The sequence below is a fragment of the Bacteroides timonensis genome (assembly GCF_000513195.1).
In the GTDB taxonomy this organism is placed as follows: Bacteria; Bacteroidota; Bacteroidia; order Bacteroidales; family Bacteroidaceae; genus Bacteroides; species Bacteroides timonensis.
Window position 1 is genome coordinate 1 of the sequence record NZ_CBVI010000044.1, and the last position, 13,845, is coordinate 13,845.

A 13,845-nucleotide genomic window follows, 5' to 3' on the forward strand; every position below is an offset into this window, starting at 1 on the left:
TACTTCTGATCGTGGGTATAACGGTAGCACATGGTGTATCCGTAAATAGCCCATGCCTGTCCGCGCGCCCAGGCAGATTCGTCAGCATACCCCTGTGCGGTTTGTTTCTTACGTACCTCACCGGTTACGGGATCATAATCCACTACGTGATAACAGCTGTTATTGGCACGAAAATGGTTCTTCATGGTGGTATCGGCATGCTTCACGGCAACATTATAATAAGTAGAATCGCCTGAAAGCTTGGAAGCTTCGAACAATAGTTCCAGATTCATCATATTATCTATAATAACCGGGCATTTCCAACCACGTTCTGCCTGCCAGCCCTTATCGGCATCCCAGGACTGAAGTACGCCTGCCGCCGGACGGAAACGGGTAGAAAGAGACTTAGCCGTCTGAATAATCACAGGCTTGTACGCTTCTTTACCGGCAAAACGATATCCGTTCAGATAGCTGCAACCAATCATAAAGCCCACATCATGATGCCAGGTCAGGTATTGCACGGAATCCAGCGCTTCTGTATACTTCTCAGCCAGCGGCAACCATTTTTTATCACCGGTCAACTCATATGTATACCAAATATTACCGGGGAAGAAACCGGAACACCAGTCATCAATGGGTACATAAACAATGCTACCATCTTTGTTGATAGTTCTTGGATTCAGAATTTTCCCTGACTTTTCGATAATGTCGGTCTGAATGGTCTCCTGCGCCACCGCATTATCAATATTCTCTTGGATAAAGTTGCTCTCGGTCTGCTTCTGACTTGTGCAACCCGCCAAAACAAGGAGGGATATTCCCAATGTCGTGAGGATTGTTTTCATAATAATGATTTGTTTATTAAAGTTTCGTATTCTTTCGTCAGCAAAAGTAGCGCAGGTTTACAGAAAAGACCCTCCTAAATTATACAGGAAAAGGGCAAAATTGTTACATTTGCACATAAATCATACCGATTGAACTTTTTAATCATATTGAGAACATGACTCCACAAGAATTTTTCAAAAAAGATCTCTTTGCAGAACAAACCGGCGTAGAACTACTGGAAGTACGCGAAGGATATAGTAAAGCACGTCTCGTTATCACGGAGAATCACCTTAACGCAGGACACCGCACCCAAGGCGGAGCCATCTTCACTCTTGCAGACCTGGCACTGGCCGCCGCTGCCAATTCACATGGTGCACTGGCTTTCTCCCTGTCTTCCAATATCACCTTTTTGCGCGCCAGCGGACCGGGTGACACGCTGTATGCCGAAGCACGCGAACGGTACATCGGACGTACTACCGGATATTATCAGATAGATATCACGAACCAGGACGGAAAACTGATTGCTACATTCGAGTCCAGCGTATTCAGAAAAGGGGATCCGCTGCCGTTCAAGGTATAGAGCTACAAGTTACGAGCTACGAGCTACAAGTGGCTGCACTATCATTCCGAAAGGCACTCGTAGCTTGTAGCTCGTAACTCGTAGCTTTCTCATTTCTTCTTTACCACCGACGTCATCGGATAACGATTTCCTTGTACGCTCTTCAGGAAAGCCTTTGCCGACCCGAAGTTAAGATACATATCCAAGCGAATCGGGAGATGATTCTTATCATCTGAGATAAAAAAAGTAATCACTTCTTTTTCCTTTCCTTTTTTATATTCTACAAAAGAGAATACGAGGCAACGATAAATCGTATCATTATTGGCTTTTACATCTTCTTTGCCCCGGTAAATCAGCGTCTGTTCTTCTACCTTACGTCCGGTGGCCATAGGGAAAAGAATCCGGTCGCCTATTTTATAATCTGCCGGATCGTAAGAACGCGCCTGCGCCAGGATACTCAACATATCGAAGATGCAACGGCTGTCACTGTATTCCATCTCTTGCGGATCGCGGACCGGATTGTGCCAGATACGCCTCTGCTTCACGTTGGATACGCCATCCTTATATGAAAACCAAGCTTCATCCACCGTATAGCGGTCACCCTCTTCGGCCGCTTTACGGAAGTAGAGCGGCTCCAGCTTTTCACTGACATAGCAAGTCAGCGTATCACGCATCTTAAAGAAGAAATCGGTCTTTTTACTTCCTACCGAAAGCAAGTTGAAGCGGTAGGCAGGTTGTAACTGAAAAGTAGTGGAGAAGGTGGTCAGACTTGCCAGCCCCACCTTCTTCCAGATAAACTTCCAGTTAAAATATAAATCGTACATCACGTGCTCGCCGGACTGAAATGCGGTGTTTTGAGCCGTACATTGTGCCTTGGCAGGCGTGAACATCATCGTAAGCAACAGTGCTCCCAACAGGCAGAACACCCATCCGCGCTTACCGGTTATTGCCGGAGCCGCGGTTATTCTGGTTTCTCTTTTTCTTGTCTTCATCTGGTTTTTGTTTTTTGAGTTCATCCGGTTTCTGTTTATCCAGCGGCTTTTCATGTATATTCCAATCCTGGGTCAAGTCGAAATTAGCTTTCAGTTCTATCACCTGAGGATAATAATACACTTTCTCCGGTTGCCGTTTGTCTTCGTATTTTCCGGTGTCCCACACACCGTTTCCATTCGTATCATTTATAAGGCGTGCACTATATTTGCCGGGATTCAGGAAGTAGAAATCTGCCTTACCGTCGACAACCGGCACTGTACGTACCACTTTATCCTGTGCGTCCAGCAATTCTACAAAAGCAATTGAATCTGCTCCCGTCACATTATAGAATATTTGCCCGTACTCTTCAGGTTTCTTCACCTTAAATTCTTTCTTTATCTTATCGGTGAAAAGGCCATATATTCCATGGAAAGCCGTCGAGTCGACTTCAAAAGCATAGCTTTCACCGGGCACCCAATCTGCATAAACATTATAGCGCATCAGGTTCAGAGAGTCCGGAACAAAGTCGTAAGGGACATCATTCCACAAACTGTCTACTTTCTGTTTCAGATGAATGGCACCATCAGCAACAGTTGCCAGCGGTTCAGTAAATGTAAGAGATATATAGTCGTAGATATCCATCGCACCCGGTGCATATACATCTACAGGCAAGAACACCGTCGGTTCTACATACTCCTTACCCTCTTTCTCCGCTTTCTTTTTGGCTTTTTCCAGTTCCTTTTCTTTCTTCTCACGTTCCTTCTCAAGTTCTTTCTCGGACTTAGGCCGAATCTTCGATACAAGTCTCAGAGTATCCGTACGCGGTACCAACTGGTTGAGCGTATCCGTATAGAGGTAAGTGAGACTCATCTTCAAAGTATCCATCTTATAAATCAGAGAGTCTCTTATCCAATAATGAAGCGTATCAATGCGTCCGGTTGGCTTCTCTACGATGAAAGCGTTGGTTTCATCGAAATTCAGTCCCTTCAACAACGGCAGGCTGTCAGCCTGGGTAGAGAAATAGAAAGAGAATTTACGGGATTCAGGACGTTCGCTCCTGATGAGACGTTGCGACAAAACCCGTTCTTTGAAACAACGCAATATGACGTCATCCGGAGAGTAATGAGTATAAGTTCTCTCCATGATCGTATCTATCGTCAGAGAATCTTTCCAGAGTGTATCAAGACGTATCCGTTCATCCATGGCAGGAATAATCAGGGAGTCTTCGAAAGCAATCATTTCAGTGGGCTGACTATAATAGAAGTTTTGGTCAGCATCTTGCAATCCGTAGATGCGGTATTCGCCCGGAGCAACACCCCGAATTGTGAAACGTCCGCGACTATCGGTACGACCTACACGTTCAAAAGGTATCGTAGTAAAGGCCGAGTCAGCTAAATTGGAATGCATACCTACCAGCATACCTTTCACCGGTTCCAGATTGGCTGCATTCAGCACGGTACCGGAAACCACCATCGAGTCGATAACGGAACCCGTGGAGAAAGTAAACCCGAAATCGGGCAACGGATTACCTTCATTATTGTCCTGAATAGCATCCGAGAAGTCTATCGAATAAGTAGTATTCAGCTTGAGAGTATCCTTTAAGGTGATTACCACCTTCTTCCCATTCGCCTTTATCTCCGGTTGTTGCACCTGGGGTGGAGAAATCACAATCTTCTCCCCGGGTTTCTCAAGCTTGATGAATTCATCGAATTCAATCGTAACTTTCTTCCGGTTATTATTAAGCGCGCCCGGCGCAGGCGTACTACCTACGAAGCGTGGAGGGGTTTCATCAATAGCACCACCTTCCGGACGACCGATGCTGGCGCAAGAATAAAGCACGACACCAACAACGGCAACACCTGCCAGACGATTGAAAAGAGACTTCATATCTAAATATTTATTACGTAATGCGCTGCAAAAATAAAGGTTATCCCTTAATAAACAGAATGCTTTACAGTATTTTAATCAAAAAAGAGCAAGAAGACAGTAAAAACAGATAAAATAGAGGAAAGGTTCAATCGGGGGCATGAAAGGGAAGGTACTTCAGCAAGGCCCAGCGAAACGGGTAACTATCTGTGTAGTAATACACTTGGTGTTCCACAACAATCAGTCGTAGTGGAACACGAGTTCAGTAGTAGTGGGAAACCAGTTCAGTAGTAGTGGGAAGTACCCTCAGTCCTAGTGGGAATATCACTCCTTTCTGTACCTACTATGCAACGCTTTAAAAATAAGTTGGTACAAAAATGATAATTTAGCGGATTTTCATTTTTCATCCGCGGATGAAAAATCACTTGCACGCCGAAAGGAACCAACGGTCAGCGAAGCTAAATCTTACTCCAGCACTACGCCGCTAATTATCATTTTTGTACCAACTTATTTTTTAATGATCCCTATAAATAGAAGCCGGAGGGATAAGAGCAGATTGGAATAGCATGTTGGGGACTTATATATAAGATATGTATGAAACATAGTTAAAAATAGACGCAAATAGAACTAATCTGTTCAAAAATAGATAATTTTGCAGCCGGAAAACCCGAAGAGTGCTTTAAGTTTTCCCCTTTGTCCTCCGTATTATCCAAACTATGACAAGACAGAAGAAGCCTGTATTTACCAAATGAAAAAATAAACCAAAAGACAGAGAATAATTACAAGTATGAAGAGTAGATTGATTTTATTGGCATGTTGCCTGTCACTGTTCGGTTGCGGACAAAGTGACAAAACTACGGGTAAAGCACCCGAATTTGCAGTGATTACAGTGGAAACGACCACTGCCAACTTAACGAACAGTTATCCGGCTACAATCAGAGGTAAACAAGATGTAGAAATCCGCCCCATGGTAAGCGGTTTCATCACCAAACTGCATGTAGACGAAGGTTCAGTAGTACGCAAGGGACAAGTGTTGTTCAGCATTGACCCCGTACAGTATCAAGCTGCCGTGAACTCAGCCAAAGCTGCTGTTGAAACAGCCAAAGCTGCCGTGAATACGCAAGAACTTACCGTAAACAACAAGCGTGAGCTGAACAAGAAAAATATCATCAGCAACTACGATTTGCAGATGGCAGAGAATCAACTGGCACAAACAAAAGCACAATTGGCACAAGCTGAAGCACAATTAGTAAACGCCAAGAACAATCTGTCGTATACCAGTGTAACCAGCCCCAGCGATGGTGTAGTAGGTAGCATCCCCTACCGTGTAGGCAGTTTGGTCAGCCCTTCCGTTGCCAGCCCGTTAACTACCGTAGCCGATATTTCTGAAATGTATGCTTACTTCTCCATGACCGAGAGACAGTTGCTGTCGCAGATTCGCGAGGGTGGCAGCACTAAAGAAATTCTGGAAAGAATGCCCGATGTACAGTTACAACTTATCGACGGAACCATGTATGCCGACAGCGGTCGCGTAGAAACCATCAGCGGCGTTATCGACCAGACTACCGGTTCGGTAACTATGCGTGCCCTCTTCCCCAACAAGCACAATGTGCTGCGTAGCGGAAGTACCGGTAATGTGGTATTCCCCAACCCGATGACAAATGTTATTATGATACCCCAATCAGCCACTACAGAAATACAGGACAAGAAATTCGTATTCGTAGTGCAACCAGACAACACCCTGAAGAATACGGAAATCCAAGTGTTCAAGCTGAACGACGGTAAGTATTACTATGTAACCGAAGGTTTGAAAGCCGGTGATAAAGTAGTAATGGAAGGCGTGCAGAACCTGAGAGACGGAGCATCTATCACTCCTATCACTCCTGCAGAAAAAGAAGCTGAATATCAGAAAGCCCTGAAAGACCAGAAAGAAGGTAATATTCAAACTGCGTTCAATTAACGTTTAACGGTTAATGATTAGTGATAAGCAGCTGCGCTATATCGCAGATACTTATCACTAATCACTAACCCCTAATCACTAAATAATATGAAATTAGATAGATTTATTAATCGTCCGGTACTATCTACGGTAATCTCCGTATTGATAGTGATCCTGGGTCTTATTGGTCTGGCAACCTTGCCTATCACCCAATACCCGGACATTGCACCACCAACCGTATCGGTGCGCGCTACCTATACAGGCGCCAACGCCCAGACGGTATTGAACTCTGTCATCGCACCGCTGGAAGATCAGATCAACGGTGTGGAGAACATGATGTACATGACTTCCAACGCCACCAACAGCGGTTCTGCCGATATTTCCGTTTACTTCAAGCAAGGAACCGACCCGGATATGGCTGCCGTAAACGTACAGAACCGTGTATCTATGGCACAAGGTCTGCTGCCCGCCGAAGTAACCAAGGTGGGTGTGACGACACAAAAGAGACAGACCTCCATGTTGATGGTATTCTCTATTTATGATGAGACAGACTCGTACAATATTGAATTCCTTGAGAACTACGCCAACATCAACCTTATCCCCGAAGTAAAACGTGTTGCCGGTGTAGGTGACGCGATGGTATTGGGTACCGACTACTCCATGCGCATCTGGCTGAAGCCTGACGTGATGGCTCAATACAAATTAGTGCCTAATGACGTAGCGGCAGTTCTGGCAGAACAGAATATCGAGGCTGCCCCGGGACAATTTGGCGAACGTGGTAACCAGACATTCCAATATACGATACGTTACAAAGGACGTCTGCAACAACCGGAAGAGTTTGAAAACATCGTCATCAAAGCGATGGAAAACGGCGAAGTACTCCGCCTGAAAGATGTTGCCGAGATTGAGCTGGGACGTCTGACTTATAGCTTCAACAATACCGTAAACGGCCATAAAGCCGTCAGCTGTATCGTATTCCAGATGGCTGGAAGTAACGCTACACAAACCATCAGCGACCTGGAAACATTGTTGAACGATTATTCCAACAAACTGCCTTCGGGCTTGCAAATCAATATCGCGCAGAGTGCCAACGACTTCTTGTTCGCCTCTATCCATGAGGTAATCAAGACTTTAATCGAGGCCTTCATCCTTGTGTTCATCGTGGTATATATCTTCCTGCAAGATTTCCGCTCCACATTAATCCCCGCCATCGCTATCCCGGTAGCTTTGATTGCAACGTTCTTCGTACTGAAGCTGATCGGCTTTAGCATCAACTTGCTTACCCTCTCGGCCATGGTGCTCGCCATTGCGATAGTGGTCGACGACGCCATAGTCGTCGTCGAGGGTGTCCATGCGAAGCTGGACCAGGGATACAAGTCTGCCCGTACCGCTTCCATCGACGCCATGAGTGAACTGGGCGGAGCTATCGTTTCCATTACGTTGGTCATGATGTCTGTATTTATCCCCGTAAGTTTCATGGGTGGTACGGCAGGTACATTCTACCGGCAGTTCGGTCTGACAATGGCCATCGCCATCGGTTTTTCCGCATTGAACGCCTTGACATTGAGTCCGGCATTGTGTGCCATCTTCCTGAAACCACACGATGAACACGGTGAAAAGAAATCGACCTTCATTAGCCGCTTCCATACAGGCTTCAATGTGGCTTACGACAAAATGCTGAAGAAGTATAAGAATAACGTCTTGTTCTTCATACAGAAGAAATGGCTGAGTTTCGGCCTTGTGGTAGCTTCCATCGTATTACTGGTTTTCTTCATGAAGATTACTCCGACGGGTATGGTCCCTAATGAAGATACGGGTACCATCATGGGTGTGGTAACCTTGCCTCCGGGTACTTCGCAGGAACGAGCCCAAGAAGTGCTGAACCGAGTAGACAGCCTGGTAGCTGCCGAACCTGCCGTTGCATCCCGTACGGTAATTTCCGGTTACAGCTTCATCGGCGGACAAGGACCTTCTTACGGTTCTATCATCATCAAACTGAAGAACTGGGAAGAGCGTTCCACTATGCAGAACTCCAATGTTGTTTATATCACGCTTTTCATGCGTGCACAGAAGATTATCAAGGAAGCGCAGGTACTGTTCTTCGCTCCTCCTATGATTCCGGGTTACTCTGCATCCAGCGATATCGAATTGAACATGCAGGATAAGACCGGTGGTGACTTGAATCACTTCTTCGATGTAGTGAATGACTATACCGCCGCATTGGAGGCGCGTCCGGAAATCAACTCCGCAAAGACAAGCTTTAACCCGAACTTCCCGCAGTATATGCTGGATATTGATGCCGCTGCTTGTAAGAAGGCAGGCATCAGTCCGAGCGACATCCTCGGCACTATGCAGGGATACTTCGGCGGTCTGTATGCTTCCAACTTCAACAGTTTCGGTAAGATGTACCGTGTAATGGTTCAGGCAGAACCCGAAGCAACCAAGAATCTGGAATCGTTGGCCAGCATCAAAGTGCGCAACGGCAATGAGATGGCTCCGATTACCCAGTTCGTTTCCATCAAGAAGGTATACGGACCTGACATTATCAGCCGTTTCAACCTGTATACTTCCATGAAGGTGATGGTTGCTCCTGCTTCCGGATATACTTCCGGTCAGGCGCTGGCTGCCATCTCCGAGGTTGCCAAAGAGAACTTGCCTGCCGGTTTCGCTTACGAGTTGGGAGGTATGGCACGTGAAGAGGCCGAGACCAGTGGTAGCACCACAGGATTGATCTTCGTACTCTGTTTCGTATTCGTTTACCTGTTGTTGAGTGCGCAGTATGAAAGTTACATTCTGCCGCTTGCTGTACTGTTGTCTATTCCGTTCGGTCTGTTGGGTAGCTTCCTGTTCGTCAACGGTATGAGCGCTATCGGTAATATTTCCATTCTGAAGATGATAATGGGATCCATGTCCAACGACATTTATATGCAGATCGCATTGATCATGTTGATGGGTCTGTTGGCAAAGAATGCCATCTTGATTATTGAGTTTGCCCTTGACCGTCGTAAGATGGGTATGAGTATCACATGGGCAGCCGTACTGGGTGCCGCAGCCCGTCTACGTCCTATCCTGATGACATCATTGGCTATGATCGTCGGTTTGATTCCGCTGATGATAGCATCCGGTGCAGGTGCCAACGGTAACCGTACACTGGGTACTTCCGCTATCGGCGGTATGTTAATCGGTATGATCCTTCAGATCTTTATTGTACCGGCCCTGTTCGTTGCATTCCAATATCTGCAAGAGAAGATTAAACCGATGGAATGGGCAGATGTAGACAACTCTGACGCAGAACCAGAAATTGAACAATACACGAAGTAAATTAAGAATGATGAATGAAGAATTCTTAATTCATCATTCTTCATTAAAACAAATGAATATGAAGAAACAGATTATAACCCTGATGTGTGCAACTGCCCTTCTGAGCAGCTGCCATATCTACAAATCATACGACAGACCCGAAGACATTACGGCTGCCGGACTGTATCGCGACACAACAGCTGTGAACGATACACTGGCTGCGGATACAGCAAATTTCGGTAATCTGCCTTGGAGGGAAGTATTTACCGACCCTCAGTTGCAAGCACTCATCGAGCAAGCACTTGCCAATAATCCTGACTTGCGCAGCGCCGCTCTGAATGTGAAAAAGGCAGAAGCCGCCCTTATGTCTGCACGCTTGGCTTATGCCCCCACACTTGCACTGTCTCCGCAAGGAACCGTAAGTAGCTGGGATAAAGGAAAAGCTACACAGACTTATTCGCTTCCTGTTACAGCAAGCTGGCAGATTGACTTGTTCGGCCAGATACTAAACCCGAAACGTGGTGCACAGGTTTCGCTGAAACAGACACAGTTCTATGAACAAGCCGTACAAACTCAGGTAATCGCCAATGTGGCCAATATGTACTACACATTGTTGATGCTCGACCGCCAGTTGCAGATAACAGAATCCACTGCCGATATCCTGAAAAAGAATGTGGAAACCGTAGAAGCAATGAAAGATGCGGGTATATACAACACGACTTCTGCCGGAGTAGAACAAACCCGTGCCGCCTACGCACAGGTGCTGGCATCTCTGCCCGGTATGCGTCAAAGCATTCGTGAAACTGAAAATGCTCTTTGCCTGATGCTGAATCAACCGGCACAGGAAATAGAACGTGGAGTATTGGAAAACCAGCAATTACCGACAGAATTCTCAGCCGGCATTCCTTTGCAACTGTTGTCTAACCGCCCCGATGTAAAGGCTGCTGAGATGTCTCTTGCTGCAAGTTATTACAATACTAACAGCGCGCGTGCAGCTTTCTATCCGCAGATTACATTAAGCGGTTCGGCTGGATGGACTAACAGTGCGGGTTCTGCAATTGTAAATCCGGGTAAGTTACTGGCTTCCGCCATAGGATCGCTGACACAACCGTTGTTCTATCGCGGTGCTAATATCGCCCGTCTGAAACAGGCTAAAGCACAGGAAGAACAATCCAAAATTCAGTTCCAGACTACTCTTCTGAATGCCGGAAATGAAGTGAGCAATGCCTTGTATCAATACCAAATGACCTCCGAAAAAGCCATTTCTCGCGAGATTCAGGTAAATTCTGCCCGCAAAGCTGCGGAAGATACAAAAGAATTGTTTAACTTAGGCACGTCAACGTATCTGGAAGTTCTGTCTGCTGAGCAATCTTACCTCAGTGCACAAACCTCCGAGGTATCGGACACTTTCGACCGTATGCAAGCTGTTATCAGCCTGTACCAGGCGCTCGGAGGAGGCAGAAATAAATAATGAACAATGAAAGAATGAAAAAATGAAAGTCAGCCGCGGGTATTGCCTTTTCATTCTTTCATTTTTTCATTCCTTAATTTAAATATTATGATAAGTCCATTAGCATTTGTAGATCCTGCCGCAAAGCTCGGCAAGAATGTAACGGTTCAGCCTTTTGCATATATCGAAGGCGATGTAGAGATTGGAGATGACTGTATTATCATGTCCGGTGCGCGTATCCTCGACGGTACACGCTTAGGGCAAAAGAACAAAGTGCATCATGGCGCCGTACTCGGTACCACCCCACAAGATTTCCATTATACGGGTGAGAAGAGTTTGCTGATCATCGGCGATGAGAATGACATTCGCGAAAACGTAGTTGTAAGCCGCGCTACACATGAAGGAAATGCCACACATATCGGGAGCGAGAACTTCCTGATGGATGGTGTACACCTTTGCCATGATGTGCAGATAGGTAACCACTGCGTACTGGGACTTAAGACTATCATAGCCGGTGACTGTCGTATCAGTGACTTTACCATTCTGAGCAGTAACGTCATTTTGCAACAACAATGCCACATCGGAAGCTGGGTATTGATCCAGTCAGGATGCCGCATTGCGAAAGACGTTCCTCCTTATGTTATTATGAATGGTAATCCGGCAGGTTATCATGGCATTAATGCTGTTGTGCTACAGCACAAGCACCAGGTAACAGACCGTATTCTGCGTCATATTGTAAATGCTTACCGACTGATTTACCAAGGTAACTTCAGCATACAGGATGCTTTGCAAAAGATTGAGGACCAGGTGCCGATGAGTGATGAGATACATAATATCCTTAACTTCGTACGGGAGTCTAAAGGGATTGTGAAATAAAACAAAAGTTACCTCGAAAAGTAACTGAAAGGGAAAAGACATAACCCAACTTGCTTAATCACCCGCACTACGTCTAAGATTGTAATGCGGGTGATTTTGTTAAACAGAACAGCTTTTAGAATCAAACAACCCTACCTGTTATATTCAAGTTAATGAGTCCATTCCAAGCACTTCCATTAGTTAACTTGATAAAATTAAATACAAGTTTATACTCACCTGCCGGTACCTTCATTATATGCTTTCTTGTATTATAGGTAGTACCCTTTACAAACGGCCTCCACTCATAAGGTTCACCTATCATGATATGGTATTCCACATAACCATAATCCCCCGGCATTTCAAGTTCTATCTCCATAGCTTTCAACAAGGTTATTGAATAATAGATATGATTAGCCTCAGGAGTAATAATAGGATAATGATCATCAGAGGTTCCATCATTATATCTAAATGGTTCATAATACCTTGACACAGAAGTATCCACACTATCCGTAAAAGAGAAATCCGTAGCATAATTACCTATATTATAAGAACGATTTATTGGACTGTTTCCACGAAAAAACCCTTCTAAATTCAGTGTCAAGCTATCATATGAATCTACTTGTAAAAATTCCAAGTTCATAGGCATTTGCAAATGATGTTCCTTGCACCGAATATGGGAGAATATTAACACAAACCAAACCATTGTGTACACCTCCATTTGTCAACTTAGCTGCATTAAAGACAAATCTGTATTCCCCAGGCTCAAAAATCCGTTTGAAACAGGTTTGTCCTTCATATATCTTATCTTTCACTTCTTGTGGTATATCCGGATCTTCCTTTATTGCCAAGTAATCTAAAGAACTCCCTCTTTCATGATAAAGAACTTTCCAATGATAAGGTTCCCCCTGCATAATATGAACTTCAGTAGAAGTCTTAGAACCAGCAGAATGAACAAGTAACAGTGTGGGTTTCTTCAAAGTCATAATATAATAAATATTATTTTCTTCCAATGTACGTACTTCCTGTCCCTGCTCGTCAAAGTAATAAAACTCCTGAAAATAGCTCGTTGTATCGCGAGAATCATGAAATTCCCAAGTTCCTTCCTTTACTCAAAGCTTTCCCAAATTCAACCGTATAGCTAACCGGATAACCTACCAAAACTTTCGTTAAACTTCCATCTTTAAATTTCATATCAGTCATTTTTTAATTAAACAATCATTCCAAAGGCAACACATTAAAAACCAACGTTTCATGTCGCTTCATGGAGAGAACCGGAGAGGCACGCTCACCAAGTATATCCTTCTTCATATTCTGATATTGAAATATAATCCTAATATTCATCTCATAATCATCAGGTATCCGGACAAAGCAATCATCCCAATCGCGAAACGAATAATAGAAGCCTTCTGCATCTCTAAAACCAGACTCCATGTAAAAGCCATCGACAGAATAGCCTAACCGACCTTTCAGTTCGTCAAAAGAAGGAATAGGCTCCGCATCCATTGGATCAGTATCAGAAACTAAACGACCGATAACGCGCAGTTCTTTGACATAGTCTCCGATATCAGCATTCAATCTATAGACTATCTCACCGAACATGGCTTTCATGTCTATCACGATTTCATTACCGGCATTTCTGTCGAAATCCGAACAATAACCTGTAAATATTCGATAGTAATATGATTTTTCAGGAACACGAAAATAGCGGAAATGAACATGAGTGTCATAGACAAATTCATTACCCAAAAAACAATAGTCATCAGAAGTCAAAGTATATATTTCTTTGAAACGGTCCAAATAACGTTCTGTTGCAGCTGAATGAATGTCATGACAAAGCTTCTGACCATTGGGAACCACCACTACACGGAAAGTGAATTGCTTTTCTTTCAGCAACTTAATCTTTGCCTTACTAAGATCATCAAACAATCCGTAAGCATAAGGGCTACCATCAGCATAAAGTACCTCAATACCATAAAGTGCAGTCTCATCAGCTTTCAAGCCATCAGTTTCATTCCAGATTTCTCCTCCAAGACGAAAGGAATACGGCATACTGTCAAATTCTTCTTTTGAATCGGAACAAGCAATAAAAATTAAAGGACAACA

The 13,845-nt window shown here is 44.6% G+C and carries 11 protein-coding genes; 5 read left to right on the top strand and 6 right to left on the bottom strand.

Annotated features, from left to right (window positions below; genetic code table 11):
- The coding region (locus tag BN161_RS09870) for a glycoside hydrolase family 88 protein (RefSeq protein ID WP_044265467.1) at positions 1-821 on the bottom strand (821 nt) is incomplete at its 3' end.
- Between the two features lie 155 nt (positions 822-976).
- Between BN161_RS09870 and BN161_RS09875 the strand changes: the two genes are divergently transcribed.
- On the top strand, positions 977-1,381 hold the full coding sequence (locus BN161_RS09875; protein ID WP_044265469.1) for a PaaI family thioesterase: 405 nt from the start codon (positions 977-979) through the stop codon (positions 1,379-1,381).
- Positions 1,382-1,470: 89 nt separating this feature from the next.
- Here the strand turns inward: BN161_RS09875 and BN161_RS09880 are convergent, their stop codons facing one another.
- Positions 1,471-2,253, bottom strand: a complete 783-nt coding sequence (locus BN161_RS09880; RefSeq protein WP_449374815.1) for a DUF3108 domain-containing protein — start codon at positions 2,251-2,253, stop codon at positions 1,471-1,473.
- Positions 2,254-2,296: 43 nt separating this feature from the next.
- Positions 2,297-4,219, bottom strand: a complete 1,923-nt coding sequence (locus tag BN161_RS09885; RefSeq protein ID WP_044265473.1) for an Ig-like domain-containing protein — start codon at positions 4,217-4,219, stop codon at positions 2,297-2,299.
- Positions 4,220-4,985: 766 nt separating this feature from the next.
- Between BN161_RS09885 and BN161_RS09890 the strand changes: the two genes are divergently transcribed.
- The 4 genes from BN161_RS09890 to lpxA all read left to right on the top strand — a co-directional run bounded on the left by BN161_RS09890 (position 4,986) and on the right by lpxA (position 11,763).
- Positions 4,986-6,158 (top strand): efflux RND transporter periplasmic adaptor subunit, encoded by a 1,173-nt coding sequence (locus tag BN161_RS09890; protein WP_044265475.1) that lies wholly within the window; start codon positions 4,986-4,988, stop codon positions 6,156-6,158.
- A gap of 87 nt (positions 6,159-6,245) precedes the next feature.
- On the top strand, positions 6,246-9,458 hold the full coding sequence (locus BN161_RS09895) for an efflux RND transporter permease subunit (RefSeq protein ID WP_044265477.1): 3,213 nt from the start codon (positions 6,246-6,248) through the stop codon (positions 9,456-9,458).
- Between the two features lie 58 nt (positions 9,459-9,516).
- Entirely contained in the window at positions 9,517-10,908 is a 1,392-nt protein-coding gene (locus BN161_RS09900) for a TolC family protein (RefSeq protein ID WP_044265549.1), read from the top strand.
- A gap of 87 nt (positions 10,909-10,995) precedes the next feature.
- On the top strand, positions 10,996-11,763 hold the full coding sequence (gene lpxA / locus BN161_RS09905; RefSeq protein ID WP_044265551.1) for an acyl-ACP--UDP-N-acetylglucosamine O-acyltransferase: 768 nt from the start codon (positions 10,996-10,998) through the stop codon (positions 11,761-11,763).
- A 121-nt stretch (positions 11,764-11,884) separates the two neighbouring features.
- On the opposite strand, the gene BN161_RS09910 is transcribed toward lpxA, so the two are convergent.
- From BN161_RS09910 to BN161_RS09920, 3 genes are all read right to left on the bottom strand, one after another.
- Positions 11,885-12,382 carry a hypothetical protein gene (locus tag BN161_RS09910; protein ID WP_044265479.1) on the bottom strand — a complete coding sequence of 166 codons (498 nt, stop codon included), beginning with the start codon at positions 12,380-12,382 and terminating at the stop codon, positions 11,885-11,887.
- Entirely contained in the window at positions 12,348-12,725 is a 378-nt protein-coding gene (locus BN161_RS09915) for a hypothetical protein (protein WP_125910790.1), read from the bottom strand. The genes BN161_RS09910 and BN161_RS09915 overlap by 35 nt, the downstream gene beginning before the upstream one ends.
- Positions 12,726-12,957: 232 nt before the next feature.
- The gene (locus BN161_RS09920; protein ID WP_044265482.1) at positions 12,958-13,791 is read right to left on the bottom strand and encodes a hypothetical protein; all 834 of its coding nucleotides are present in this window, start codon (positions 13,789-13,791) and stop codon (positions 12,958-12,960) included.
- Between the last annotated feature and the right edge of the window lie 54 nt (positions 13,792-13,845).